The sequence below is a fragment of the Streptomyces sp. NPDC014870 genome (genome assembly GCF_043081505.1).
Lineage (GTDB): Bacteria > Actinomycetota > Actinomycetes > Streptomycetales > Streptomycetaceae > Streptomyces.
Window position 1 is genome coordinate 390,094 of sequence record NZ_JBIBWQ010000001.1, and the last position, 24,938, is coordinate 415,031.

General features: G+C 70.8%; 24 protein-coding genes. 13 read left to right on the forward strand and 11 right to left on the reverse strand.

What is annotated here, in order from left to right; translation table 11 throughout:
* Positions 1-135 precede the first annotated feature (135 nt).
* The 7 genes from ACF09C_RS01650 (at position 136) to ACF09C_RS01680 (ending at position 6,476) form a co-directional block, all read left to right on the forward strand.
* Positions 136-1,563 (forward strand): MBL fold metallo-hydrolase RNA specificity domain-containing protein, encoded by a 1,428-nt coding sequence (locus tag ACF09C_RS01650; RefSeq protein ID WP_392087426.1) that lies wholly within the window; start codon positions 136-138, stop codon positions 1,561-1,563.
* A gap of 94 nt (positions 1,564-1,657) precedes the next feature.
* The gene (locus tag ACF09C_RS01655; protein ID WP_392087428.1) at positions 1,658-2,062 is read left to right on the forward strand and encodes a cyclic nucleotide-binding domain-containing protein; all 405 of its coding nucleotides are present in this window, start codon (positions 1,658-1,660) and stop codon (positions 2,060-2,062) included.
* Positions 2,063-2,072: 10 nt separating this feature from the next.
* Positions 2,073-2,726, forward strand: a complete 654-nt coding sequence (locus ACF09C_RS01660; protein WP_392087430.1) for a CBS domain-containing protein — start codon at positions 2,073-2,075, stop codon at positions 2,724-2,726.
* A gap of 53 nt (positions 2,727-2,779) precedes the next feature.
* The gene (locus ACF09C_RS01665; protein ID WP_392087433.1) at positions 2,780-4,114 is read left to right on the forward strand and encodes a nicotinate phosphoribosyltransferase; all 1,335 of its coding nucleotides are present in this window, start codon (positions 2,780-2,782) and stop codon (positions 4,112-4,114) included.
* A 303-nt stretch (positions 4,115-4,417) separates the two neighbouring features.
* Entirely contained in the window at positions 4,418-5,143 is a 726-nt protein-coding gene (locus tag ACF09C_RS01670) for a potassium channel family protein (protein ID WP_392087434.1), read from the forward strand.
* A gap of 41 nt (positions 5,144-5,184) precedes the next feature.
* Positions 5,185-5,790, forward strand: a complete 606-nt coding sequence (locus ACF09C_RS01675) for a CBS domain-containing protein (RefSeq protein WP_392087436.1) — start codon at positions 5,185-5,187, stop codon at positions 5,788-5,790.
* A gap of 5 nt (positions 5,791-5,795) precedes the next feature.
* Positions 5,796-6,476 carry a DUF4389 domain-containing protein gene (locus tag ACF09C_RS01680; protein WP_392087438.1) on the forward strand — a complete coding sequence of 227 codons (681 nt, stop codon included), beginning with the start codon at positions 5,796-5,798 and terminating at the stop codon, positions 6,474-6,476.
* On the opposite strand, the gene ACF09C_RS01685 is transcribed toward ACF09C_RS01680, so the two are convergent.
* From ACF09C_RS01685 to ACF09C_RS01720, 8 genes are all read right to left on the reverse strand, one after another.
* Positions 6,425-9,175, reverse strand: coding sequence for a cation-translocating P-type ATPase (locus ACF09C_RS01685; RefSeq protein WP_392087440.1), 2,751 nt, complete (start codon positions 9,173-9,175; stop codon positions 6,425-6,427). The genes ACF09C_RS01680 and ACF09C_RS01685 overlap by 52 nt on opposite strands.
* Entirely contained in the window at positions 9,153-9,746 is a 594-nt protein-coding gene (locus tag ACF09C_RS01690) for a hypothetical protein (protein WP_392087442.1), read from the reverse strand. Before ACF09C_RS01690 ends, ACF09C_RS01685 begins: the two co-directional genes overlap by 23 nt.
* Before the next feature lie 48 nt (positions 9,747-9,794).
* Positions 9,795-10,298: a flavodoxin domain-containing protein gene (locus ACF09C_RS01695; RefSeq protein ID WP_392087445.1), complete on the reverse strand. Its 504-nt coding sequence runs from the start codon at positions 10,296-10,298 to the stop codon at positions 9,795-9,797.
* Positions 10,295-10,750, reverse strand: coding sequence for an Hsp20/alpha crystallin family protein (locus tag ACF09C_RS01700; RefSeq protein ID WP_392087447.1), 456 nt, complete (start codon positions 10,748-10,750; stop codon positions 10,295-10,297). The genes ACF09C_RS01695 and ACF09C_RS01700 overlap by 4 nt, the downstream gene beginning before the upstream one ends.
* A 213-nt stretch (positions 10,751-10,963) precedes the next feature.
* The gene (locus ACF09C_RS01705) at positions 10,964-11,377 is read right to left on the reverse strand and encodes a CBS domain-containing protein (protein WP_392087449.1); all 414 of its coding nucleotides are present in this window, start codon (positions 11,375-11,377) and stop codon (positions 10,964-10,966) included.
* Between the two features lie 240 nt (positions 11,378-11,617).
* Positions 11,618-14,020, reverse strand: coding sequence for a phosphoenolpyruvate synthase (gene ppsA, locus ACF09C_RS01710; RefSeq protein ID WP_392087451.1), 2,403 nt, complete (start codon positions 14,018-14,020; stop codon positions 11,618-11,620).
* A 128-nt stretch (positions 14,021-14,148) separates the two neighbouring features.
* Positions 14,149-15,159, reverse strand: coding sequence for a universal stress protein (locus ACF09C_RS01715; RefSeq protein WP_392087454.1), 1,011 nt, complete (start codon positions 15,157-15,159; stop codon positions 14,149-14,151).
* The gene (locus ACF09C_RS01720) at positions 15,156-16,061 is read right to left on the reverse strand and encodes a universal stress protein (protein ID WP_392087456.1); all 906 of its coding nucleotides are present in this window, start codon (positions 16,059-16,061) and stop codon (positions 15,156-15,158) included. The genes ACF09C_RS01715 and ACF09C_RS01720 overlap by 4 nt, the downstream gene beginning before the upstream one ends.
* 231 nt (positions 16,062-16,292) lie before the next feature.
* Between ACF09C_RS01720 and ACF09C_RS01725 the strand changes: the two genes are divergently transcribed.
* Complete coding sequence (locus ACF09C_RS01725; RefSeq protein WP_392087458.1) at positions 16,293-17,150, forward strand: universal stress protein; 858 nt, start codon at positions 16,293-16,295, stop codon at positions 17,148-17,150.
* Between the two features lie 170 nt (positions 17,151-17,320).
* On the opposite strand, the gene ACF09C_RS01730 is transcribed toward ACF09C_RS01725, so the two are convergent.
* Positions 17,321-18,046: a helix-turn-helix domain-containing protein gene (locus ACF09C_RS01730; protein ID WP_392087460.1), complete on the reverse strand. Its 726-nt coding sequence runs from the start codon at positions 18,044-18,046 to the stop codon at positions 17,321-17,323.
* Positions 18,043-18,945, reverse strand: a complete 903-nt coding sequence (locus ACF09C_RS01735) for a universal stress protein (RefSeq protein WP_392088649.1) — start codon at positions 18,943-18,945, stop codon at positions 18,043-18,045. The genes ACF09C_RS01730 and ACF09C_RS01735 overlap by 4 nt, the downstream gene beginning before the upstream one ends.
* Before the next feature lie 366 nt (positions 18,946-19,311).
* On the opposite strand from ACF09C_RS01735, the gene ACF09C_RS01740 reads away from it, so the two are divergent.
* Complete coding sequence (locus tag ACF09C_RS01740) at positions 19,312-19,911, forward strand: CBS domain-containing protein (protein ID WP_392087463.1); 600 nt, start codon at positions 19,312-19,314, stop codon at positions 19,909-19,911.
* Between the two features lie 6 nt (positions 19,912-19,917).
* On the opposite strand, the gene ACF09C_RS01745 is transcribed toward ACF09C_RS01740, so the two are convergent.
* The gene (locus tag ACF09C_RS01745) at positions 19,918-20,487 is read right to left on the reverse strand and encodes a DUF1918 domain-containing protein (RefSeq protein WP_392087465.1); all 570 of its coding nucleotides are present in this window, start codon (positions 20,485-20,487) and stop codon (positions 19,918-19,920) included.
* On the opposite strand from ACF09C_RS01745, the gene ACF09C_RS01750 reads away from it, so the two are divergent.
* From ACF09C_RS01750 to ACF09C_RS01765, 4 genes are all read left to right on the forward strand, one after another.
* Positions 20,384-21,061 carry a CBS domain-containing protein gene (locus ACF09C_RS01750; protein WP_392087468.1) on the forward strand — a complete coding sequence of 226 codons (678 nt, stop codon included), beginning with the start codon at positions 20,384-20,386 and terminating at the stop codon, positions 21,059-21,061. The genes ACF09C_RS01745 and ACF09C_RS01750 overlap by 104 nt on opposite strands.
* Entirely contained in the window at positions 21,058-22,860 is a 1,803-nt protein-coding gene (gene acsA, locus ACF09C_RS01755) for an acetate--CoA ligase (RefSeq protein ID WP_392087470.1), read from the forward strand. The genes ACF09C_RS01750 and acsA overlap by 4 nt, the downstream gene beginning before the upstream one ends.
* 131 nt (positions 22,861-22,991) lie before the next feature.
* Positions 22,992-23,930: a pyruvate dehydrogenase (acetyl-transferring) E1 component subunit alpha gene (pdhA, locus tag ACF09C_RS01760; RefSeq protein ID WP_392088651.1), complete on the forward strand. Its 939-nt coding sequence runs from the start codon at positions 22,992-22,994 to the stop codon at positions 23,928-23,930.
* On the forward strand, positions 23,927-24,937 hold the full coding sequence (locus tag ACF09C_RS01765; protein ID WP_392087472.1) for an alpha-ketoacid dehydrogenase subunit beta: 1,011 nt from the start codon (positions 23,927-23,929) through the stop codon (positions 24,935-24,937). The genes pdhA and ACF09C_RS01765 overlap by 4 nt, the downstream gene beginning before the upstream one ends.
* Position 24,938 lies beyond the last annotated feature (1 nt).

Consider the following 24,938-nt stretch of genomic DNA (forward strand, 5'->3'; position numbering starts at 1 on the left):
TTCGGCACCAGGCTCCGCGGAGTCCCCCTGCGGCGCATGAGCCGGTCGGTCCCAAGACGGGTCCGATTGGACCCTCAAGATCGGATCGGCCGGATGCGAAGGTGGAGACCGGCCCCCACCGAAGGAGGGCTGGCCATGTCCGAAGCAGCCCCGAACCCGGCTCCCACCACCCCTCGCCCGGCGCTCCTGAGCTTCCTGGGCGCAGTGGGGACGGTCACCGGCAGCAAGTTCCTCGTCGAGAGCGACCATGCCCGCATCCTCATCGACTGCGGTCTCTTCCAGGGTTTCGCGAACCTGCGACGCCGCAACTGGGAGCGGTTCGCCCGCGACGCCGCCGACGTCGACGCCGTGGTCGTCACCCACGCCCACCTCGACCACTGCGGCTACCTGCCCCGCCTGGTCCGGCAAGGATTCCGGGGCCCGATCCTCACCACCGCCCACACCGCCCGGCTCGCCGGAATCGTGCTGCGCGACAGTGCCCGCCTCCAGATGGAGGCCGCCCGGCATGCCGACGAGCACGGCTGGTCCAAGCACCGCCCGGCCAAGCCGCTCTACGACGACTCCGACGTCGAGAAGACGCTGGCGTTCTTCGACCCCGTCCCGGTCGGCGCGGACGTCGAGATCATGGCCGGCAACCGGCTGAGGCTCCACCACGGCGGGCACATCCTCGGGTCGGCCTGGGCGCACCTCACCCTGGAGGACGGCCACACACTGGCCGTCTCCGGAGACCTGGGCCGGCCCGGACATCCGCTCCTGCTGCCACCCGAGCCGTTCTCAGGCGCGGACGCGCTGCTCATGGAGTCGACGTACGGAGACCGCCGCCACGACCAGGAGTCCGCCCGGTCGGAGTTCGCCTCAGTGATCGCGCGGGCCCTCGCACGCAGTGGCACCGTCGTCATCCCGGCCTTCGCGATCGACCGGACCGAGGTCGTCCTGCACGAACTAGGTCTGTTGCGCGACAAGGGCGTCCTGCCTCGGTCTGTGCCCGTGTACGTGGACAGCCCCATGGCCCTGGCCGCCCTCGACGTCTACCGGGACGCCGTACGCGAGCGCTCGGACGAGCTGAGGCCGGAGATCCTCGCCGAAGGAGAGGCCGCGCTGAGCCCCGAACCGTTCCTCGCCGCCCGGACGGTCCAGGAATCCATCGACATCAACAGCGCGCACGGACCCGCCGTCATCGTCTCCTCGGCCGGCATGGCGACCGGCGGCCGCGTCCTGCACCACCTGCACCGGCTGCTCCCCGATCCGCGAAACGCAGTCGTCATCGTCGGATTCGCCGCGGCGGGCACCCGGGCGCGGGACCTGGTGGACGGGGCCCGGGCGCTCAAGATGTTCGGCGAGTACGTGCCCGTACGAGCCGAGGTCGCCGACGTACCCCACTTCTCGGCCCACGCCGACGCCGGCCAGATCATCGACTGGCTGCGCGGCGCCCCTCCCCCGCACACCACCTACCTCGTGCACGGCGAACCGGCCGCGTCCGAGGCCCTGCGCGACCGCATCGACCACGAACTGGGCTGGACAGCCGTCGTACCCCGCTCCGGGGAAGCCGTCCTGGTCCGCTGAGGCGGGGCCCTTCGGGCCCCCAGTGTGACCCGTACGGCCCTCCCGATGCCCACCCGCCGCGCGGAAGTCTGTGGGGAAAGGCGGGAGGCAGATCATGAGCACTATGAGGATGCTGTTGAACGATCTCGTTCCGGCGGCGCGCGACCAGCTCCTGCGACAGGCGCGTCAGGTCCGCTTCGCCGCGGACACGCGCATTTTCCGCGAGGAGGAGCATGCCGACCGCTTCTGGATCATCGAGTCCGGGCGAGTCGAACTGAACAAGCACGTCCCCGGTCCCGGCCCCGCTCTCGTGGACACGCTCGTGGCCGGAGATCTCCTCGGCTGTTCCTGGATGATCCCTCCGTACCAGTGGCTCTTCGGCGCCACAGCCACCACCGAGGTGCACGCCCTGGAGTTCGACGGGAGGACGCTCAGGGGTCTCTGCGCACAGGACATCTCGATCGGCGAGGCGGTGTCCGCGGCCGTCGCCGCGGCGCAGGAGCGCCGACTCCTCGCGTGAGGAACGAGCCATGACACCTCAGCCGTTCACAGTCGCCGACGTCATGACCAAGAAGGTCGTCGCCGTCCTCCCCGGCGCGGAGTTCAAGGAGATCGTCGCCACCATGGAGCGGTGGAAGGTGACGGCCATGCCCGTGGTCGAGGGCGAGGGCCGTGTCGTCGGAGTGGTCTCCGAGGCGGATCTGCTCCACAAGGAGGAGTTCCACGACCACCGCCTCGGCATCGTCGAACAGATGCGCCGTCTCGACGCCACCGCCAAAGCCGGCTTTCACAGGGCCGAGGACCTGATGACCTCGCCCGCCGTCACCGTCGATTCCAAGGCGTCACTGCCTCGGGCCGCGCGTCTCATGGCCGCCCATCGCGTGAAGCGGCTGCCGGTCGTCGACGCCGACGGCACGATCCAGGGGATCGTGAGCCGCTCCGACCTCCTCAAGGTCTTCCTCCGGCCGGACGAGGATCTCGCCGCCGAGGTGCGCCACGACGTCATCGATCACTTGTTCCCGCTCTCCCACCACCAGGTCGACGTCCGTGTCGACGCCGGAGTCGTCACCCTGGCCGGGGAAGTCCGCGACAGCGCACGCATCCCACTCGCAGCCCGCCTGGCCCGCGCTGTCGAAGGCGTGGTGGACGTGCGGTGCGAGCTCACCGCCCAGGGCCGGACGTAGTCATGTCCGGTCCTTCCGACACGGGTCACGGGGGCACCGCGCATTCCCGCAGCATGTCTCAGGTGACCTGCACCGACCTGTACGAGGTCACGATGGCGCTCTCGTACCTGCGGGAGGGCATGCGGGCCCCGGCCACCTTCAGCCTCTTCGTCCGCGACCTACCCCCGGGCCGCGGATTCCTCGTCGCGGCGGGGCTCGAACCGGGCCTCGACTACCTTTCCCGGTTCCGGGTGAGCCGCTCCGACGTCCTTGAGTTCGCCGAGGCGCTGCGTCGGCCGGTCGAGGACCTGGAACCGCTGCACGGCCTGTCATTCGACGGCCAGGTCCGCGCCGTACCCGAAGGGCGGCTCGTCCTCGCGGGTGAGCCGCTCCTGGAGGTCACCGCGCCCCTGCCACAGGCCCAGCTCGTGGAGACGTACCTGCTGTCCCTCGTCTGCCACCAGACGGCGGTCGCCTCCAAAGCGGCGCGGTGTGTGCTCGCCGCCGCCGGGCGGCCCCTGGTGGACTTCTCTCTGCGCCGCGACCACGGACCCGAGGCCGGCATGCAGGCCGCGCGCCTCTGCGCCCTGGTCGGGTTCGCAGGCACCAGCAACGTCGCCGCCGCCACCCGGTACGGCATTCCCGCATCCGGCACCATGGCCCACTCCTACGTCGAGACCTTCGCCTCGGAAGAGGACGCCTTTCGAGCGTTTGCCCGAACCCATCCGGGCCCCGTGACCCTCCTGGTCGACACCTACGACACCGACCGCGGGGTCGCGACGGCCGCGCGCGTCCTGAACGACTTGTGGCTCGGCCCGGGGTGCGGAATCCGCCTCGACAGCGGCGACCTCGGCGCCCTCTCCCGACGCGCCCGTTCCGCACTCGACGCGGCAGGGCTGAGAGACGTGCAGATCATCGCGAGTGGCGGCCTCGACGAGTACGCCGTCGCCGCACTCGTGAGGGACAGGGCACCCATCGACGTCTTCGCCGTGGGGACGAAAGTCGGCACGACCGCCGACGCCCCGTATCTGGACGCGGTGTACAAGCTGGTCGAGTACGACGGACGGCCCGTCATGAAGCTCTCGTCGGCGAAGGTGACGGCTCCGGCCTCGAAACAGGTGTTCCGCGGCCCCGGCTTCCGCGATGTCATCGGCCTGGCGCACGAGCAGCCACCCGAGGCCACGGAGCCACTGCTGCAGACCATGATGCACGGCGGGCTCCGCACGGAACGGCCCGACACCCTGGCCGCCGCCCGCGCCCGATTCGATGCGGATCTCGCCGCACTGCCGGAGGTGGCGCGCCGCATCGAGGACCCCGTGGCCCCGGTGTCTGTGATGTCGAACCGGCTGTCGGCTCTGACGACCGTCGTACGAGGCCGCATCGAGGCCCGGACACAAGTTGAGCTGTAGCAACAGGGACACGCGGGCGGAGACGGCGCGCCCGATGGAGCGAGCGGGCACGGCCAGTGGCCTGAGATCGAAGCCCGTCGCCGGGACGCCGTCGCCGGTCGTGGGAAAGATACGGGGATGACGTGGCTTGCGACGCCGGTGGGTGCTGTCCTGGTGCTGTTCATCCTCCGGGACGTGTTCCACACGCTCTGGCACCCGACCCGTCACGGAGGTCTGAGCAGGTTGGTGATGGTGTCCCTTTGGTGGCTGTCCGCACGCCTCGGGGGGCGGAGGCGGCCGGCCGGTCTAGCGGGCCCGCTCGGCATGGTGGTGGTCGTCGCCGCGTGGGCGCTGACGGTGGCCGTGGGGTGGGGGCTCATCTACTGGCCCCACATGCCGGAGGACTTCTCGTACGCGACGGGGCTCGTCCCGTCCGAACACGCGGGCCCGCTCGACGCCCTCTACATCTCGCTGGTCACCCTGGCCACGCTCGGACTGGGCGACATCGCGCCAGCCTCCGGATGGCTGCGGGTCCTCGCTCCCATGGAGGCCCTCGTGGGCTTCGTCCTGCTGTCGGCGACCGTCGCCTGGGTCCTCGGCATCTACCCGGCGCTCGCCCGCCGCAGATCGCTGGCCCTGCGGCTGTCCCACGTGCGCCGCAGCAGCGCCACCGCCCAGGCCCTCGACTCCGACGGCGGCGCCGCGCTCCTGGACGGACTCGCCTCCGCCCTCTCCACCATCACCGTCGACTTCCTTCAGTACGCCGAGTCGTACTACTTCCACGACGGGGACGAGAACACGTCCCTGCCCCGGCAGATCCGCTACGCCCTGCGCCTCGCGGACCAAGCCGACGGGGCGCACCACCCGGACGTCAGGCTTTCCGCGTCGGTCCTGCGCAGGGCACTGGAAGACCTGGCCGTGGTGCTCGACGAGAGCTTCCTGCACACGGCCGGGGGACCCGAGCGGGTCTTCGCGGCCTACGCCGGCGACCACGGGCATCCCCAGGGGCCGGACGGCCCTCCCCAGGACGGCGGCAGCGGGCGATCCTGAACGTGGGGGCGCCGGTCGAACGCGTGAGAAGGTGACGAGCGATGAGGCACCGCAGCGTCGCGGATCTCATGACACCCACGGCAGTCAGCGTCGTTCGGGCCACGACGTTCAAAGAGGTCGCACGGCTCCTGGACGAATTCGACATCACCGCGGTGTGCGTGGTGGACGAGTCGAACCGGCCACTCGGCGTGGTCTCGGAGGCGGACCTGGTCCGCCGCCGTGCTTCCGGGGCCGGGCTCGACACCGCAGGCGCCCTCATGTCGAGTCCCGCTGTCGTCGCCCGACCCGAGTGGAGCGTGGTGCGCGCCGCACGCGTGATGGACCGGGCCGGCGTCAAGCGCCTGCCCGTGGTCGACGACGACGGGCGGCTCGTGGGCGTGCTCAGCCGCAGCGACCTCGTCCGGCTGTTTCTACGCAGGGACCGGGCGATCCAGGAGGAGATCGTCGAGGACGTGATCACCCACACCCTGAGGCTGAGCCCGTCCGCCCTGTCGGTCGAGGTGGTGGACGGCCGGGTCACCCTCAGTGGCACGGTCCGCCGCCGCAGCCTCGTTCCGGTGCTCCTCAAGCTCTGCAACAGCGTCGACGGCGTCGTGGGGGTCGTCGACCGACTCACGTACGAAGACGACGACCTGACGAGGAAGTGACGATCATGGTCACCCCGAGTGCCCCGTACGTTCCCGTCGTTCCCGTGGCGGTGACGGCCGAGCTGGACAAGGAGCTGTCCCGCTGGCTGTGGCTGGTGAAATGGGTCCTGGTGATCCCCCACTGGATCGTGCTGTTCTTCCTCTGGATCGCCTTCCTCGTCGTGACGGTGATCGCGTTCTTCGCCATCCTGTTCACCGAACGCTTCCCACGGGGCCTGTTCGACTTCAACCTCGGCGTCCTCCGCTGGTCCTGGCGCGTGTCGTACTACTCGTACGGCGCCCTCGGCACCGACCGTTACCCGCCCTTCAGCCTGGGCCCCGAGCCGGACTACCCCGCCCGGCTGGACATCGCCTACCCGGAGCGCCTCTCCCGCTCGCAGGTCCTGGTCAAATGGTGGCTGCTCGCCATCCCCCACTACCTCGTGATCGCCTTCTTCACCAGCGGCATGCACGCAGGATGGTGGAGCAGCGGACTGATCACGCTCCTCACGCTCATCGCGGGCTTCGCCGTGGCCTTCACGGATCGGTATCCGCGCGACCTGTTCGCCCTGATCGTCGGCCTGAACCGCTGGGTCCTGCGCGTCGCCGCATACGCGAGCCTCATGACGGACGCCTACCCGCCCTTCCGTCTCGATCAGGGCGGCACGGAGCCGGGCTGGACCGAGCGCACCGTCGCCGGCCGCTGACGGCGCCGCCTTGCACGCCGCAGTTCGTCCGTGCCCCACACCAGGACCGGGAACGTCGCGATGATCAGGACGACGTCCAGGGGTAGGGCGGCCGTACCGAAGAGGTGTTGGAGCGGGGGCGCGTAGACGAGGGCGGCTGTGAACGCGAGCTCGAAGGCGATACCGGCGAGCAGCAGCGGATTCGAGAACAGCCCGATGTCGCGCAGTGCGGCGTGGTCCGTGCGGGCCGCGAGGGCTGTGCCTACCTGGCAGGTGACGATGCCGGCGAAGGTGGCCGTGGTGGCTGTCACGTAGGCGTGGTGGAGGGGGCTGCCCGTGCCCGTGGGATCGCCCGGCTGCCAGCCCGCGCGCCACAGCACGTAGAAGTAGCCACCCATGACAAGGGCTGCCGACACCAGGCCCAGGTAGCCCCAGCTGCGGACCAGCATGTCGCGGGAGATCACGCCCTGGTGCCGTGGCCGAGGCGGCCGCTGCATGATGCCGGGCTCGGAGCGTTCCCGGCCGAGAGCGAGTGCGGGCAGTGTTTCCGTGCCGAGGTCGATGGCGAGGATCTGCAGCACGGTGAGCGGGAGTGGGACGGCACCGGCGGACAGTGCGAAGACGAGGAAGGGAACGATCTCCGGGGTCGCGTGGGCAAAGATGTAGACGATGAACTTGCGTACGTTGTCGTAGACGCGACGCCCGGACTCGACAGCGGTCACGATGGTGGCGAAGTCGTCGTCGGTGAGCACCATGGTGGCGGCCTCGCGGGCCACGTCGGTGCCGGAGCGTCCCATGGCCACCCCGATATGGGCGCGGTGCAGCGCCGGGGCGTCGTTGACGCCGTCACCCGTCATCGCGACGATCCGACCGTGGGCCCGCAGGGTGTCGGCCACCTTGAGCTTCGTCTCGGGCGAGGAGCGGGCGAAGACGATCTCGGCGTCCCCCTCCACCAGGAGCCGGTCGAGCTCGTCGTCGCCCAGCGACTCGGAAGCCGCGACGACGTGCAGGCCGGGCACTCCGATGCCCACCTCCCGGGCCGCCGCCGCGGCGGTGGCTCCGCTGTCCCCCGTCACGATGTGCACGCGCATCCCGGCCTCGTGGCAGCGGCGGACGGCCTCCGCCACCTCGGGGCGCGGCGGGTCGTACAGGCCGACAAGACCGAGCAGTGTCAGTCCCGATTCGGCTTCCTGACGGTCCGACGGCGACTCCGCGCCCGACGGCAGGTCGCGCACGGCAACGGCGAGGACCCGCATGCCACCCTGGGCCAGCTCCTCCGCCGCCGAGCGGGCCGCCTCCGTGGCGGAGTCGGGACGCACGCGGGTCAGGACGGCTTCAGCCGCCCCCTTGGTGACGATCCGCGGGCGACCCGTCGCCTCGTCGTCCTGCACGACCGACATCAGCCGCAGCCGCGGGTCGAAGCGGAACAGTCTGCGCCGTCCCTTGTCGCGCCGCGTGAGATCCACCGGGACCCCGCGGTCGGCGGACCCGGTGACGAGGGCGGCCTCGGTCGGATCACCGTGCAGCTCACCGTCCTCGTCACCGGTGACCGTGGTGCACAGCGCGCTCGCCCGTGCCAGCTCCCGGGCCCAGGGGCCGGGTTCCGTTCCATGACCCGCAGTCCACAGCACCCTCAGGCTCATGCGGTTGCGGGTCAGCGTGCCGGTCTTGTCCGTGCAGATGACGCTCGTGGAACCGAGTGTCTCCACCGCACTGAGCCGCTTCACCAGGGCACCCTCACGCGCCAGCGCGCGGACGCCGACGGCGAGGGCCAGGGTGATGGTCGGAAGCAGCCCCTCGGGGACGTTGGCGACGAGGAGTCCGATGGCGAACATGAGGGAGTCGGTCACCGGCAGCCCGACAGCCACTCCCAGGACCAGGAACACGCCCCCCATGGCCGTTGCGACGCCGGCGATGAGCCAGGCCACCTTCTTGACCTGCCGCTCCAGGGGGCTGGCCTCGCGACGGGTTCGCTGGCTGAGGGCGGCGATCCGGCCGAGTTCGGTGTGGTTGCCGGTGGCGAACACGACCGCACGAGCCTGTCCTTCGACACAGGTCGTCCCGCTGAACACGAGGTTCGGCTCCTCCAGTAGCGGGGCCCCGAGGAGCCCGGCCGCCGCCATGCGCTCGGCGGGGACCGACTCCCCCGTGAGCATCGACAGATCGACTTCCACTCCGCCTTCGGAGACACGCGCGTCGGCAGGGACCTTGTCGCCCTCCTCCAGGACGATCACATCGCCCGGCACCAGGTCGCGGGCCTCCACGGTGAGCGGCCGGCCGTCGCGTACGACGAGGGCGTGTTCGGGCAGATAGCGCGCGAGGGTCTCCACCGCCCGCTCCGCCTGGCGTTCCTGAAGCAGCGCGAAGGCCGCATTGACGGCGATGACCGCGAGGATCGCCCAGCCGAGCACCGCGAGGTCCGCGACGAAGGCCAGCACGGCTGCGGCCCACAGCAGCAGGGCGAGGGGGTGGATCAACTGCCCCACCAGCTCCCTCACGAAAGAGGAGCGAGCCTTGCGCCGTACCTCGTTGGGACCGTGAACGGCGAGCCGGCGGGCAGCCTCGCGAGCGGACAGTCCGTCTGGTCCTGTGGCCAGTTCCCTGCGCAGTCTGGGCAGGGGTTCACTGGGGTCGAAGGGCAGAGCCGGGGCAGGGGTGGTGCTCGCCTCCGCCGCTGCGGCTCGGCCAGCGGCACGATCAGTCATCGTCACCCCCGGCATCGCTGCCCCGGTGCAGGCGGCCTGACCAGACGGGTTCCACCTGCTCCCACTCCCGCTCCCAGGCCGCGAGCCGGTGACCTTCGCCCTGCCGCCGCACGAGGAGCACCACGCCGGCCCCCGTCACCCCGACGGCACCTGCCGCCGCGATACCGCCCGAGAGGGAGGTGAATGCTCGGTCCGCAGCGCTACCCGGGGGCCGGGCAGGGGTCCCTGCGTCGTCCACCCAGATCGTCACGGTGCGGCCCTGGGGCGTCCGGGGCGGGACGTGGATGGTCCCGGTTCGGCTGACGTGCGCCGGCTGTTCCCACACTGCCGGTGCGAGGGCCTGCGGCTGCGTGCCGTACCGGTCGGCGGCGGGCGGGTCCTTGGCCGGCCCTGTGGTGGTCGCCTTCACCTGATGACGGTGCGCGGCGAGTTCGCGATCGGTCCTGGCTCCGGCGTTCCACAGCATTCCGGCGGCCACGGCGCCGCAGACCAGGGCGACGATCAGGACGAGGACGTAGGCGGCACGCCCGCGGGATCCTTTCGCCAGCGGGATGGACCCGTCGCTCGAAGACTCCGGGTGAGACATGCCGCACCTCCCGTCGGGTGTGGCCGACTGAAAGATCCGGGACGCCGTTCAGGGGGCGGCGTCGAGTTCCGTTCCGATGTGGTGGGCCCACGCCTGGATCCGTTCCGGATTACGGAAGTCGCCGCCCTTGCCTCGCTCCACCATGTGCCGGGCGACGGGATCCGACGTCTCGGCCGTCACGGCGCCGCCGAAGGTCATGTGCTCACGAGCACCGAGCTTCTTCATCCGCCGGGCGACCCCTCGCACGGGCGGGATGTCGTGCTCGTCCGCGGAGCTGTCGACGGGGCCGCTGCTGAAGAGCCAAAGCGGCCGTTGTCTGAGCTGGTCGGCGTTGCGCCGGGCGCACCGGCGTGCCTTGCCGGTCCAGTGCCCGGCGTAGAGGGCTCCACCGAGGACGACGCCGTCGTAGCCGCTTACGTCGGTGACGTCCTCGGCCGGAAGGACGACGGCGTCGAAGCCGTCGTCCCGGAGCGTCCTGCCGATCTCCTCGGCGATGCCGGCGGTCGCGCCGGCCTTGCTGCCGTAGGCGACCAGCACGCGCTTGGGGTTCACGACCTGGCTCCTTCGGGCGGGGTGCCGCCGCGCTTCACCGGAATCGTGCGTACGGCGTCGGCTTTCTCCTCGGGCATCGGGACGCGGATGGTGAGGATGCCATCCGCGTACGACGCCTCGACGTCATCGGCCGGGATGGTCCCGGGGAGTCGCACGGTCCTGCGGAACGATCCGTAGCGGAACTCCGAGTGCTCCTTGTCCTCCTCGCTCTCGCTGTGCTCCGCACTCACCGTAAGCAGGTTGTCGTCGACGGTGATGGCGAAGTCGTCGGGGTCCATCCCGGGCAGTTCGGCCCGCAGCACGTACGTGCCCTCTCCGCCCGTCACCTCCACCGGAATGGAGTGAGCAGCCGTCGCGGGTCGCCACCCGGGCAGCCCCGGAAACTCTCGGTTGAACCAGTCGTTGAAGTCGGGGAAGAGGCTGTGCCTGCGTTCCACCTTGCCTCCGGCCATTGCTCTACTCCTCGTTCGCGGGGCCCAGCGCGGTCGCGAGGGACCCGAGTCGGTACGGACGGGCTGCGGACCGGGTTACGGGGCCGGTCCGACTCCGTAACCCCATCGTCCGCCCGCGAGGTCACGTGGCGCAGCATCCAAGGGGGCTGTCCGACGGGGCCGAACGGACCGCACCTGGACCGACCGGCCCATGGCGCCACGGCTCCGTTGCTGTCAGCGGCAGATCTCCTCGACGAAGTGGCCCACCCGCTCCTCCGGAAGGTGCCGGGCCACGTCCGCCTCGCTGATCATGCCCACCAGGCGATGGTCGTCGATCACGGGCACGCGGCGGATGCGGTGGTCCTGCATCGTGCGCAGGACCTGCTCGCTGTCGGCGTCCACGTCCACGGTGACCGGCTTGCCCTGAGCGAGGTGCCCGGCCGTCATGTGGTGGGGGTCCTTGCCCTTGGCGAGGCACTTCACCACGATGTCCCGGTCGGTGATGATGCCGTGCAGCCGGTCGTCCGGCCCGCAGATGGGCAGGGCACCGACATCCAGTTCGCTCATGCGCCGCGCGGCGTCCATCAGCGACTCGTTCTCCTGCACGCAGCTCGCACCGGCGTGCATCATTTCCCTTGCGGTCGTCATGGCCGCGGCCTCCTTTCGGGCCCCCTACTCTCGATCCGGCCGATTCGCCGTTCATTCAGAGGAAGAGCGTCGACGCCCTGATGGTGTGTACCGGGCGGAGGGGACGCCGGTTCACTCCCCCTGAGGACGGCTGGTCCTCGTCGGGGCGCCCGCGCCTCGTGTCCGTGGAAGCCGGTCGACCGAGCTTGGCCGTCGGCACGGTGTCCCGGGCAAGTTGCTGCCGTGTCTTCCTGGGCATGGTCACTCCTCCGTTCGTCCGGCGCCGCTCTCGAGCGTCGCCTCCGCTGCGGCCACGTGCCGTTTTACGGCGGCGAAGCTGTCCGGCGCCACGGAGATGGAGTCGAGGCCCGCGTCGACCAGGATCGCGGTGAACGCCGGATCGTCGCTGGGCCGCTGCCCGCACAGCCCGACCGGGCGGCCCGCCGCGTGGGCGCGGGCGGCGAGGGTCTGGATGCTGCGGACGACGGCGGGATCCCGCTCGTCGAAGACGTGGGCGAGGGCCTCGGAGTCACGGTCGACGCCGAGCGTGAGCTGGGTGAGGTCATTGCTGCCGATCGAGAACCCGTCGAAGCGTTCCGCGAAGTCCTGGGCGAGGATGATGTTGGCCGGTATCTCCGCCATGACGTAGACGCGCAAGCCGTTCTCACCTCGTGCGAGCCCCTCCTGCGCCATCACCGCGAGGACGTGGTCCGCCTCTTCGAGGGTCCGACAGAAGGGGATCATGACGACCACGTTCGTCAGTCCCATCCCCTCACGGACCCGGCGCAGCGCACGGCATTCGAGGGCAAATCCCTCGCGGTAGCCGTCGCTGTAGTAACGGCTCGCACCGCGCCAGCCGATCATGGGGTTGGCCTCATCAGGTTCGAAGGGCCGACCGCCAAGCAGCTTGGCGTACTCGTTGGTCTTGAAGTCGCTGGTCCGAACGACGACGGGGGTCGGCCAGCGGGAAGCGGCGATCCGGGCGATCCCGTTGGCCAGGCGATCGACGAAGTACTGTCCGCGGTCCAGGTACCCCTCTGTGAGCCGGTCGATCACATCACGGTCATGCGCATCGAGCCGCTCCGGGTGCAGCAGGGCCATCGGGTGGACCTTCACCTGGTGGGCGACGATGAACTCAAGACGCGCGAGGCCCACTCCATCGGCGGGGAGCCTCCACCAGCGGAACGCGGCCGAAGGGTCTGCCAGGTTGAGCATGATTCGGGTGCGCGTGACGGGCAGCTCCGCGAGGTCGGTCAGGATCTCCTCGTACGCGAGCAGCCCGTCGTAGACGCGCCCGCGTTCGCCCTCGGCACACGAGACGGTCACCTGCCTGCTCTCCTGCAGAACCTGGGTGCCGGTGCCCGTGCCGACGACAGCGGGGACGCCGAGTTCGCGGCTGACGATGGCGGCGTGCGAGGTGCGGCCGCCGTGGTCGGTGACGATCGCCGACGCCCTCTTCATGACCGGTTCCCAGTCGGGGTCCGTGATTCGGGTGACGAGAACCCCGCCTTTCGGGAACCGGTCGAGCTCGACGGGGGCGTCGAGGGCGACGACGGGGCCCTGGCCGATCGCCTCGCCGACCGCGATGCCCTCCACGAGGGCTTCACCGGGGACGGCGGTCAGCAGGCAGCGACGGAGGGTCGTGGACCGCCGGCGCGACTGCACGGTCTCAGGACGCGCCTGGACGATCCAGAGTTCGCCCGTGAGACCGTCCTTGGCCCATTCCAGATCCATCGGGCAGCCGTAGTGCTCCTCGACAGCGGCCGCCCACGCGGCGAGCTCGCGGATCTCCGCGTCGGAGAGCACCCGCTGGTTCCGCTCGGCGTCGGGGGTGTCGACCGTCCGGGTCAACCCGGTGTCCGCGTATACGGTCTTCAGCCGCTTCGTGCCGATCCGCACATCGATCACGGGACTGAGGGAGGCATCCTTCATGCTGGGCTTGAACACCGTGTACTCGTCGGGGTCGACCTGGCCGCTGACGACGGTCTCGCCCAGGCCCCAGGCGGCACTCACCACGATCACCTCGGGGAAGCCGCTCTCCGGGTCGAGGGTGAAGGCGACGCCGGCACCGGCCAGGTCGGAGCGGACCATGAGCTGGACGCCGACGGAGAGGGCGACGGCGAGGTGGTCGAAGCCCATCCGCTCGCGATAGTCGATCGCCCTGTCGGTGTACAAGGAGGCGTAGCAGCGCCGGCACGCCTCCAGGAGCACCTCGGGTCCTCGTACGTTCAGATAGGTCTCCTGCTGCCCGGCGAAGCTCGCCTCGGGCAGGTCCTCGGCTGTCGCGCTGCTGCGCACGGCCACCTCCGGCACCTCCCGGCCGCTCTCCTCGGCCAGCCGCTCGTACGCGGTCAGGATGGCGTCCCGCAGGGGTTGGGGCAGTGGCTGCGCCAGGAAGGACGAACGGATGGCCGCCCCGACCTCGTCGAGCGGGGCCCCTTGGTGCAGGCGGCCGATCTGCTCCTCGACAGAGTGGCGCAGTCCGGGGCCCGCGAAAAACTCCTCGTACGCCTCGGCGGTGGTGGCGAAGCCCGGCGGTACACGTACGCCCACAGCGCCGAGCCGGTTGGTCATCTCGCCCAGCGAGGCGTTCTTGCCTCCCACCCGACTGACGTCCGAGCGGCTCAGCTCACTGAACGGTACGACGCGTCGCGTCGGCTCCATGACATCCTCCGTGGCTCGCAGGCTTCCTCAGTACGGGAGCGGTCGGCCGGACGGTGTACGCAGATCGAGGGTGCTCGGCCGGCGGGGCTGTCGGGGCCGGGGGCTGATCCGGATGCGCTGCATGGTGCTCACCTCTCCGGGGAACCGGAGGACGGACCGGGGTCGTCCTCGCGTCCCACCGTCCCGTGTGGAGGCCGTCGCGCCCCAGTGCCGAGCGGGTCAGCCCGACGGGGCCGGTCGGTCGTCCTGGAACGGGACCGGTCGGCCCATGCCGGGTCGCCGACGCGCTCGCCGCGCTGTGGAAGGGGGACGGTGATCACGGGGCACATGGCGCGGTGCAACACGCCGTGGACCGTCGAACCCAGCCGCATGCCGGAGTAGCCGCCGCGGCCTCTGCGGCCGACGACCAGGGCGAGGGACGCCTGGGACGCCAGGGCGAGTTGCTCGACCGGGTGTCCTCGCAGGACCTCTCGGGAGATGGCGACGTCCGGATACCGTTCAGCCCACCCCGCCACCGATTCGGCGAGCCGCCTTCGGCGCTCGGCCAGGCCCTCGTCGAGATCGTCGCGGGCGAGGACGGAAGGGGGCCAGACCCAGACTGCACGTACGCGTACCTCACGCAGGCTCGCCTCCTCGACGGCGAAGGCGACTGCGGCCCGTGAGGACGCGCTTCCGTCCACGCCGACGACGAGGGTCGGTGGGTGCACGGCACTGTGCTCGGGTTCTCGGACCACGACGACGGGGCATTCGGCCCGGGCGGCGAGCGGGACGACCACGGAGCTCTCGCTGAACAGTTCGGCCGCCCGGCCGAGACGGCGCGAGCCGATGACGACGAGCGCGGCGTGCGCCGCCAGGTCGCGAAGCACGGTCGCCGGCACACCATTCACGCGTTCCGTCGCGATACGCAGACCGTCGTGGAGTTCCCGCACGAGGTCCTCCGCATTGGCAAGCGCCGACTCCGCGCGGAGTCGCAGGGCGCTCTGGTGGGCAATCGCGTCGTAACGAAGCCAGTCGTGAGCGGGCGGTACGGCGGCGATCAGGCGGAGCGCCAGTCCTCTTCGTACGGCTTCGTCGGCGGCCCAGACGAGAGCGGGGATCGACTGCTCCCGGGGGTCGATGCCGAGCAGTATCTCGTTCACGTCTCCTCGACCCGGGTGGCGAAGGCGGGTGGGACGATCTCCACCGGGCAGTGTGCGTGGTGGAGCAGGACATGGGCGACGCGCCCCAGAGACGGGCCTGCGCCCAGAACTCGGTGTTCTCTGCCCATCACGAGCAGATCGGTGTGGGCAGTCGCCTCCACCAGGATCCCTGGCGTGCTCGTGCCCGTCTCCACGTGATGGCTGACGTTGAGCCCGGGATAGAAGTCACGCACGCGGTCGGCGAGCGCCTTGATCTCGTGCACGCGCTGCCGCGCGATCTCGTCGAGATCGTCCAGCATGGTCGCGACGCTGCCGACGTGGGTGAGCACGTTCCAGACGCTCACCAGTCGCAGCAGCGCCTTGCGGGCGTCCGCCTCGGCGGCCGCGACGAGCAGCCAGCCGATGTCCGAGGCACCGTGCACCGCTGCCGTCACCGACCCCGACTCGGGGCGGTCACTGTCACCACGGACGACGATCACCGGCACCTCCGCGCGGGCTGCCACGCCCAGCCCCACGGAGCCGAGCATGAGTGCGGAGAATCCGCCGAGGCCCCGGTTGCCCACCACGATGGTGCCATGGTGGCCTGCGGCCGCCCGGAGAGCGGCGACCGCCTCCTGGCGGCTCAGTTCCCTCGTGACGGAAAGCTCCGGGAAGCGCTCTTGGACCGCTGTCTCGGTTTCGATCAGCAGCTCGCGGCCCGCTTCGCGTACCGCCTGGATCGTCTCGGCGTTGGCGAACAGGGCCCGGCGGTCGGTGTCGGCGGCATGGACGAGACGCAGCGGCCGCCCGCGGCGGTCCGCCTCGGCGGCGGCCCAGAGCACGGCCGTGCGCCCGGAAGGAGACCCGTCGACGCCCACGACGACGTCGCCGAGCTCCGGTCGAGCGGGGATCTCGCTGGTCATGGCTCCTCCTGCGGGGTACGCCCGGCGCTCGGGAGCACCTCCCGAGGGGCGACACCTCCCACGCTGACACCCTGGCAGGCCTCCTTGGGATGGGCCGTTCGGCCCCGATCGAGACCTGACCGGCCCTGATGCCGAGAGGCAGGGGACCACCAGCCTGAAAGTCGGGATGTCCTCTCCGATCCGTTTCACGCACGGAACGGAGCGGAGCGGACACGACTGAGGAGGCTCTCCATGACGGCCCAGGTCACCGTCGGTCTGGACGGCTCGGAGGAAAGCCTCGCCGCTGTGGGCTGGGCGGCGAAGGCAGCGGTGTTGCGCGAAGAGCCCCTTCGGCTGGTGCACGTGGAGGAGTGGCCGAACACCCCTGAGGTGCCCCTGCCGTACGCACGCACCTTGGCCGAGCGGGCCGAGCATCTCCTGCGGGACGAGGCGGACCGTGTGCGGAAGGACCATCCCGGCCTCGAAGTGCTCACGGAGCGTGCGCGTGGCCGGGCGGCCGACGAACTGACGGCCGCCGCGAACGAAGCGGATCTGACGGTGCTCGGATCGCGTGGGCTCGGTGGGTTCCGGGGCTTCTTCGTCGGCTCGGTCTCCCTTGCCGTCGTCGGCGCGGCCCGCCGGCCGGTCGTCCTCGTACGCGCAGAGGGCACCACCGGGGCCCCCGAAGGCGGAATCGTGGTGGGCGTCGACATCTTCCACCCGTGCGAAGCTCTGCTCGCGTTCTCGTTCAACGAAGCCGCGCGCAGGGGCCTGCCCCTGCGGTTCCTGCACAGCTGGACGCTTCCCGCCTCGTACGGCTACGCGGCAGTCATGGACCCGGGAATCGGTGAGGAGCTGGGCGGCCGACTCCTCGGAGGTCTGGACGACCTCCTGGAACCGTGGCGGAAGCGCTACGCGGGCGTGGAGGTCGCGGCCAAAGCTGTCGTGGGCTCGCCTGCTTACCAGTTGGTCGAGGCGTCACGGACGGCGCAGCTCGTCATCGTGGGACGGCGGAACCGGAAGGTCCCCCTCGGCGCACATCTCGGCCATGTCGCCCACGCGGTCATCCACCACAGCCCCGCGCCGGTCGCCGTCATCCCGTTGGTGTGAGTGGGCGTTGATGTGAGCGGACGCGATTGTCGATCAACTGCACCATCGGCACAGGGGACTGAGCTGCGCCTCGTCCTCGGCCATGTCAGCCGTGTGCACCAGGCGCCGCGCGGGCGGGCGGCCGGGCACGCCCGCCGCAGCAGTTTTCGAGCCCGCCCAGCACTCAGGGATCACGTACGCGACGGCCCTCGGTCAGCAGACCCGGACGGAGTGCCGGGCGCGCCCGGCACCCGAATGCGGCGGCCGGTCACCCGGCGCGGCGAGAGCGTCACAAGGATGTCGCGCCCGTCTCCGGCCCACGGCTCCGGGCTGCCGGCGTCCTTGATCCTCCGTACCGAGGTCTCGTCCGACACCGTGCGTGCCGGGCCGACCAGAAGCACGCTCCAACCCTGGCTGAACGCCTCGTCCAACCGGTCCTCCTCGAAGGCGACCTCTGAGCCGGACGCCGAGGCGCGCGCGAGGGACGAGTCCGCTGCTGTCATGAAGACAATCTCCCTGCCGACGACCCGGTAGTTCACCGGGAACACCGCCGGCCCTTCCGGCCCCTCGATGGCGACCCGGCCGACGCCATGGCCGCCGAGCAGCTCCCAGCACTCTTCCTCACCGATGTCATCCATCCGCGCCCGGTACCCAGCACGGGCTGCTCCGGGCGCGAGCTCCACCGTGTACCCGGTGAGATCCTGGACGGTGGTCTCCAGGGCATTCGCAAGCCGGACCAGGAATTCGACACCTGGGGTGGGCACCTGCTGCTCCACGTAGGCGACGTAGCCGGGCGTGGAGCCGGCTCGCTCGGCCACGTCCTCCCAGGACAGGCCGAGTTGTGCACGCCTGGCCGCAACACGGCGGCCGAGGTCGCTCGTGGCATGCGGGGCGTTCCGGTCGCCGTCCCTGTTCATCGCTGCTCTCCTTCCGTGGTCTCGGGACGCCTCTGAGGGACGACCGCGACCGGGCACGAGGCGTGGTGCAGAGCGCGGTGAGCCACCCTGCCGAGTTCCATGCCGACGAGCCCGTCCCTGCGTCGAGCCCCTACGACCAGCAGGTCGGCGGCGGCGGAGCGCTCGGTCAGCACTCTGTGGGCGGAGCCCTCGGCCGAGGTCCTGCGCAGGCGTACCTGGGGATGCTCGGACGCCGCGGCCTCAAGGGCCTTGTCGAGCAGTTCGGAGGACCGCTCCGCGAAGTAGGCTCCCCCGTCACCCCTCATCAGCGGGTGGTCGATCGGTTCACGGGCCGGCCGTCGCCAGGTGCGGACGACATCGAGTTCCACGTCGCGGACGGCCGCCTCTCGGAAGGCGAACCGTACGGCCGGCGAGTCGACGTCGTGGTCTCCCACTCCGAGCAGGACGCGCCCGTGGCGTGCCTCCAGGGCATGACGGTCTCCACGGACGACGACGACCGGGCAGTGGGCCCGGGCGGCCACGACGAGGCTGACGGATCCGAGCAGAAGGTCGGCGAACTCACCGCGCCCCCGGGACCCGACGACGAGAAACGAGCCCTCCCGCCCCTCCCTGAGCAGCCCGCTGGCGGCGTCCTCGGCGAGGACCTCAGCGGTGAGAGGGAGGTCGGGTGCGCGGCGTCGCGCTCGTTCGGCCGCAGTGCCGACGATGTTCTCGGCCAGGACCTGGCCCGAGGGCCGGTTCGTGGCCCAGGTCGGGACGACTCCTTCGTACCGTTCCCACATCGAGGCGTGGACGATCCGCAGGGAAAGCCCGTGCCGTACCGCTTCGTCGACGGCCCAATCCAGAGCCGTGAGGCTGGCGTCGGAGCCGTCGACCCCTACCACCAGGGGCGCTTCCATCATGCTCACCGCCTTCCGGGTCGAGTGATGGCCTGCTCCCACGCTCGCACCGGCTGCGGGGGCTGGGTAGGGCCGGTCGGTCCCGGGCGCGGTCCGCCCGGACCACGCGGGGAGCGGCGCCGCGACACGACGGGAGGAGGGGCCCATCCGCTTCTCGCGGATCCTGATCGCGCGGTGCGCGGCTCGAAACCGCTTCCCCGCGTCCTTGGGGCGGGCCCCTCCTCACTTTCAGGAAAGCCCCGGTCGACGGTCCGTGCCAGGGCTGCCCGGGTACGAACGTGCCCCTTTCGGCCCTTGCCGCTGCCGCCCGGCGGCGACACGCTCTCAGCAACAGGACTCAGGGCGCAGGAGTACCGGAGGCCGGTCATGAAGCACCCACGTACCGTCGACGACGTGATGACCCATGCGGTGGTCTCCGCCAGGCTCGATGCGCCGGTCAAGGAAATCGTCCAGTCCATGCGGCGCTGGGGCGTGAGCGCGGTTCCCGTGCTGTCGGCCGAGGGGCGGGTGGTCGGCGTGGTGTCCGAGGCGGACATTCTCGGCAAGGTTCCGGGAGAGGACCGGGACGGCGTGGGATCGGTGACGGCGGGCAGCCTGATGTCGGCGCCGGCGGTCACCGTTTCGCGCGGTGCCACGATCGCCGGGGCCGCTCGCCTGATGGGTCGGGGCCATCTCAAGCGACTTCCCGTGGTGGACGAGGACGGCCGCCCGGTCGGCGTCGTCAGCCGGGGCGACCTGCTCAAGGTCTACCTGCGCTCCGACGCCGAACTCGCCGAGGACGTGAGGCACGAACTCCTCACGCACCTGATCCCGGAGGGCGACGCTGCACTCACCGTACGGGTCGCGGACGGCGTGGTGACGCTCACCGGACATCTGCCCCAGTCCGTCCCTACGGATCTGGCTCTGCGGCTCACCCGGGCCGTGCCCGGCGTGGTCGACGCAGCGGCGGAGTTCACGACCGCGTAGCGGCGTTCACGACCGCGTAGCGGCCCTCATGTCATGCGGCGGAAAGTGCTGGACCCGCGCGTCCGGGCCAGGGAACACCATAGTGACCCGGCCCGTGTCCGACCACCGGACGTCGAAGGGGGGAGTGCCGTCCACGTGGTGCAGACCGACGATCTCACCGTCGCGCCCCTCGTCCCCGACCGTGGCACCACCCACGATCAGCCGGTCGCCGATGCGAGCCCACAACCCGGCGCGTGGCTTCACCTCGCCCTTCCGTGTTCCGGTCGCAGTCATTGTTCTCGCCTCCCGACCCACGCACCTGGCCGCGGCCCTCCCGAGACCGGCGCTCTCGCCGTCCAGCGTGCGTCTCGGACGGCCGACCGTCATAGGGGCGAACAGTCCCGGAAGGGGACCATTCGGCACTGCCCGAGGGTGAGCCTCGCACAGCAGGGTGAGAACTACCGGGGCCGCTTCCCCGCGAAGGAGGACCGTCATGCAGCACCGCACGGTTTTCGAGGTGATGACCCACGACGTGGTCACCGCCGCCCCAGAGACCTCGTTCAAGCAGATCGCCCGTCTCTTCGCCGACAACGACATCTCGGCGGTTCCGGTCGTCGACCCGGACCGACGCCTGCTCGGAGTGGTCTCGGAGGCCGACCTGCTGCGGACCACCGCCGAGCTCCCCGATCTGGAGGGCCGCGCGGCGGGCGTCCGACTGCTGCCCCAGGAACGAGGGCTGCCCGACGCGGAGACGGCCGCCCAGCTGATGACCTCGCCCGCTGTCGCGGCCCAGCCGGCCTGGAACCTCGTCGAGACGGCCCGAACGATGCACCTCAAGAAGGTGAAACGGCTTCCCGTCATCGACGAGACAGGTCGGCTCGTCGGGATCATCAGCCGCAGTGACCTGCTGCGTCCCTTCTTGCGGGGTGACACCGCGATCCTTGACGAGATCGAGCACGACGTCCTGGTCGGCACCCTGCGCCTCGCCCCCGACACGATCCGTGTGACCGTGGACGACGGAGTCGTCAGGCTGACGGGCCGGGTCGACGAGCGCGCCGACATCCCCATCATCGTGCGGCTCTGCCGCTCGGTAGACTGCGTCGTCGCCCTGCACGAATCGATCGAGTACACGTACGACAACCTCGCGCTCGACGTGGAGCCACCGCGATGAACGCCCTGTGGGTAGGACCCGTCATGCCCGACTACGACAGCGCTCGGGCCACGTTCTCCTGGCGACGCGAGCGGTCCCGCCTCGCCGGGCTGCCCGACGGCGGCGTCAACATCGGCTACGAGGCGGTCGACCGGCACCTGCGCGAGGGCCACGGCGAACGCGTAGCGTTGCACTGTGTCGCCCGCGACGGATCCGTCCAGACGGTGACTTTCACCCGGCTCGCGGCCGAGAGCTCCCGCTTCGCGCACCTGCTGGAAACGCTGGGCGTGGAACGCGGCGAGCGCGTATTCACCCTGCTCGGCCGCCGTTTCGAGCTGTACAGCACCGTCCTCGGCACGCTGCGTGCCGGACGAGTCCTCTGCCCGCTGTTCACCGCCTTCGGACCCGAACCCGTCGCGCTGCGCATGGAGCTGGGCAACGCCAGGGCTCTGGTCACAACGCGGGAGCTGTACGAGCGCAAGGTGGCCCCGGTACGGTCCCGGCTTCCGCACCTGCGCCACGTGCTGCTCCTCGACCCCGGGACCGACCCGCCCCCGGACACCCTCTCCTACCCCGCTCTCACGTCCGCCGCGCCGGACGAGTACACCGTGGGGCCGACCGATCCGGCCGAGCCGGCGCTGCTGCACTTCACCAGCGGCACGACGGGCACCCCCAAGGGCGCGATCCACGTGCACGAGGCGGTCCTCGCCCACCATGTCACCGCCGCCTACGCCCTGGACCTGCACGACGGCGACGTCTTCTGGTGCACCGCCGACCCCGGCTGGGTCACCGGCATGTCGTACGGCATCATCGCCCCGCTCACCCACGCCGTGACGACCGTCGTCGACGAAGGGGACTTCGCCCCCGCCCGCTGGTACGGGATCCTCGCCGACCAGCGCGTCACCGTCTGGTACACGGCCCCCACCGCACTGCGCATGCTCATGCGGGCCGCACCACGCAGCGGCGACGCGACGCCTGCCACGCGCCACGACCTCTCCGCGCTCCGGTTCATCGCGAGCGTCGGCGAGCCGCTCAACCCCGAGGCCGTGCACTGGGGACGAGAAGCACTCGGGCTGCCGGTCCACGACACCTGGTGGCAGACCGAGACGGGCGCGATCATGATCGCCAACTTCGCGGCCGATCCCGTGCGGCCCGGCTCGATGGGCCGACCCCTTCCCGGTGTCGAGGCCGCTGTGCTGTCGTGCGGCGAGGACGGCCGGGCCGCGATGACCGGCGGGCACGTCCAGACCCTCCGGGAACCGGGCGCCCAGGGCGAGCTCGCCCTTCGAGCGGGCTGGCCGTCGATGTTCCGCGGCTACCTCCACGAGCCGAGCCGGTACGAGACATGCTTCGCCGACGGGTGGTACCTGACGGGCGACCTGGTGAGCCGCGATGCCGACGGCTGGTACTGGTTCGTGGGCCGGGCCGACGACGTCATCAAGTCCGCAGGGCACCTCATCGGGCCGTTCGAGGTGGAGAGTGCGCTCATGGAGCACCCGGCGGTTGCCGAAGCCGGTGTCATCGGACGCCCCGACCCGCTGGCCGGCGCGATCGTCAAGGCGTTCGTGCTGCCGCGCCCCGAGTATCAGCCCGACAGCGAACTGCGGCGCGATGTCCTGGCGTTCGCCCGACGGCGTCTCGGCCCGGCCGTCGCTCCCCGGGAGATCGAGTTCGTCGAGGATCTGCCCCACACGCGCAGCGGAAAGGTGATGCGGCGCCTGCTGCGGGCCCGCGAACTGGGCCTGCCCGAGGGTGATGTGTCGACGTTGGAGACACCCGAACCGGCCGGGACGGCCGGCATGTCCGGGAAGGAGCCGTGATGGCCACCGCACGCGGCGGCACGTCCGCCGGGACACCAAGGACGAAGCGCCCCCGTCGTGCTCGTGGCACCGCGACCGCGACTCCCTCCCGCACTCCTGCGAACACCCACGACCTGGATCTCCTGCGGCAGATGCTGCTCATCCGGCGGTTCGAGGAACGGTGCGTCGAGCTGTACAGCGCGGCGGCGATCCGCGGCTTCGTCCACCTCTACATCGGCGAGGAGGCAGTGGCGGTGGGCGTCCACCAGGCGCTCGACGAGCGGGACGCGGTCGTCTCGACGTACCGCGAGCATGGCCATGCCCTGGCCCGTGGGATAGCGCCCGAGGCCGTGATGGCGGAGATGTACGGGAAGGCCACCGGGTGCAGCCACGGTCGCGGCGGCTCCATGCACCTCTTCGACGCCGCCCGACGCTTCTACGGCGGCAACGCGATCGTCGGCGGCGGGCTGCCACTCGCGGCCGGCCTGGCGCTCGCCGACCGGATGCGTGGCGAGTCCGGGGTGACCTGCTGCTTCTTCGGTGACGGGGCCTTCGCCGAGGGCGAGTTCCACGAGACCGCCAACCTGGCGGCGCTCTGGGGACTGCCCGTGCTCTTCGTCTGTGAGAACAACCTGTACGCGATGGGGACGGCCCTCGTCCGCGAACACGCCCAGACGGACCTCGCCATGCGGGCCGCGTCGTACGGCATGGCGGCCTGGGCCGTCGACGGCATGGACGTGCACGCCGTGGAGAAGGCGGCGCGCGGGGCGGTCGAGTCGATACGGGCCGGCAACGGACCGCACTTCCTGGAGATGCGGACGTACCGCTTCCGCGCGCACTCGATGTACGACCCGGACCGGTACCGGCCGAAGGACGAGATCGAGGAGTGGAAGCGGCACGACCCTGTCACGGGCCTCGCCGACGGCATGCGGGAGGCCGGTTTCCTCGATACCGAGGCCCAAGAGGCCCTGGACCACGAGGTCGTGGAGGCGATCGACCGGGCCGTCCGGGCGGCCGAACAGGCTCCCGAGGAGTCGGCCGAAGACCTGCTGCTTCATGTCACCGGCCGACACGAGGAGGCTTCGTCATGAGCACGCGGACGAGACCGCGGGCGCATCCCGACGACGGCACCACGACATACAGGGAGGCCCTTCGGGAGGGTCTGCGCGATGCCCTGGCCTCGGACGATCGCGTCTTCCTCATGGGCGAGGACGTGGGCCGCTACGGCGGCTGCTTCGGCGTGAGCCTCGGCCTCCTGGAGGAGTTCGGCCCTGATCGCGTCCGGGACACGCCTCTGTCGGAGTCCGCGTTCGTGGGAGCCGGGATCGGCTCCGCTCTGGCCGGGATGAGGCCGGTCGTCGAGATCATGACGGTGAACTTCAGCCTGCTGGCTCTGGACCAGATCCTCAACAACGCCGCCACCCTGCGGCACATGTCCGGCGGGCAGCTCGGTGTGCCGCTGGTGATCCGCATGACGACGGGCGCGGGACGGCAGCTGGCCGCCCAGCACTCCCACAGCCTCGAAGGCTGGTACGCGCACATCCCCGGGCTCCGGGTCCTGGCGCCGGCCACGGTCGACGACGCCCGCCATGTGCTGGCGGCCGCGCTCGCCGACCCCGACCCGGTCCTGCTCTTCGAACACGGCACCCTCTACAACGCGGCCGGCACGCTCGATCCGGAGGTCCATGAGGTCGACCTGGACCACGCGGCCGTCCGCCACGAGGGCACCGACGTCACGGTCGTCGCGTACGGCGGTTGTGTGTCCAAGGCTCTCGAAGCCGCAGAGACACTGGCGGGGGAAGGGATCGACGCGGAGGTCGTCGACCTGCGGACGCTGCGGCCCCTGGACGACGCCACGATCGTCGGGTCGGTCCTGCGGACCCACCGGGCCGTCGTGGTCGACGAGGGGTGGCGCAGCGGCAGCCTGTCCGCCGAGATCGAGTCGCGCATCTACGAGCAGGCGTTCTTCGAACTCGACGCGCCTGTCGAACGAGTGTGCAGCGTGGAGGTCCCGATTCCCTATGCCCGTCGACTGGAGGAGGCGGCACTCCCCCAGCCTGCCGGAATCGTGGCGGCGGCGCGCCGGGTGGTGAGCTGAG

Bases quoted from the DNA above. Each gene is read 5' to 3' on its own strand.
- ACF09C_RS01650 (WP_392087426.1), top strand. From the start codon at position 136: ATGTCCGAAGCAGCCCCGAACCCGGCTCCCACCACCCCTCGCCCGGCG.
- ACF09C_RS01655 (WP_392087428.1), top strand. From the start codon at position 1,658: ATGAGCACTATGAGGATGCTGTTGAACGATCTCGTTCCGGCGGCGCGC.
- ACF09C_RS01660 (WP_392087430.1), top strand. From the start codon at position 2,073: ATGACACCTCAGCCGTTCACAGTCGCCGACGTCATGACCAAGAAGGTC.
- ACF09C_RS01665 (WP_392087433.1), top strand. From the start codon at position 2,780: ATGTCTCAGGTGACCTGCACCGACCTGTACGAGGTCACGATGGCGCTC.
- ACF09C_RS01670 (WP_392087434.1), top strand. From the start codon at position 4,418: ATGGTGGTGGTCGTCGCCGCGTGGGCGCTGACGGTGGCCGTGGGGTGG.
- ACF09C_RS01675 (WP_392087436.1), top strand. From the start codon at position 5,185: ATGAGGCACCGCAGCGTCGCGGATCTCATGACACCCACGGCAGTCAGC.
- ACF09C_RS01680 (WP_392087438.1), top strand. From the start codon at position 5,796: ATGGTCACCCCGAGTGCCCCGTACGTTCCCGTCGTTCCCGTGGCGGTG.
- ACF09C_RS01685 (WP_392087440.1), bottom strand. From the start codon at position 9,175: ATGCCGGGGGTGACGATGACTGATCGTGCCGCTGGCCGAGCCGCAGCG.
- ACF09C_RS01690 (WP_392087442.1), bottom strand. From the start codon at position 9,746: ATGTCTCACCCGGAGTCTTCGAGCGACGGGTCCATCCCGCTGGCGAAA.
- ACF09C_RS01700 (WP_392087447.1), bottom strand. From the start codon at position 10,750: ATGGCCGGAGGCAAGGTGGAACGCAGGCACAGCCTCTTCCCCGACTTC.
- ACF09C_RS01705 (WP_392087449.1), bottom strand. From the start codon at position 11,377: ATGACGACCGCAAGGGAAATGATGCACGCCGGTGCGAGCTGCGTGCAG.
- ppsA (WP_392087451.1), bottom strand. From the start codon at position 14,020: ATGGAGCCGACGCGACGCGTCGTACCGTTCAGTGAGCTGAGCCGCTCG.
- ACF09C_RS01720 (WP_392087456.1), bottom strand. From the start codon at position 16,061: ATGACCAGCGAGATCCCCGCTCGACCGGAGCTCGGCGACGTCGTCGTG.
- ACF09C_RS01725 (WP_392087458.1), top strand. From the start codon at position 16,293: ATGACGGCCCAGGTCACCGTCGGTCTGGACGGCTCGGAGGAAAGCCTC.
- ACF09C_RS01730 (WP_392087460.1), bottom strand. From the start codon at position 18,046: ATGAACAGGGACGGCGACCGGAACGCCCCGCATGCCACGAGCGACCTC.
- ACF09C_RS01735 (WP_392088649.1), bottom strand. From the start codon at position 18,945: ATGGAAGCGCCCCTGGTGGTAGGGGTCGACGGCTCCGACGCCAGCCTC.
- ACF09C_RS01740 (WP_392087463.1), top strand. From the start codon at position 19,312: ATGAAGCACCCACGTACCGTCGACGACGTGATGACCCATGCGGTGGTC.
- ACF09C_RS01750 (WP_392087468.1), top strand. From the start codon at position 20,384: ATGCAGCACCGCACGGTTTTCGAGGTGATGACCCACGACGTGGTCACC.
- ACF09C_RS01745 (WP_392087465.1), bottom strand. From the start codon at position 20,487: ATGTCGTTGTCGGCGAAGAGACGGGCGATCTGCTTGAACGAGGTCTCT.
- acsA (WP_392087470.1), top strand. From the start codon at position 21,058: ATGAACGCCCTGTGGGTAGGACCCGTCATGCCCGACTACGACAGCGCT.
- pdhA (WP_392088651.1), top strand. From the start codon at position 22,992: ATGCTGCTCATCCGGCGGTTCGAGGAACGGTGCGTCGAGCTGTACAGC.
- ACF09C_RS01765 (WP_392087472.1), top strand. From the start codon at position 23,927: ATGAGCACGCGGACGAGACCGCGGGCGCATCCCGACGACGGCACCACG.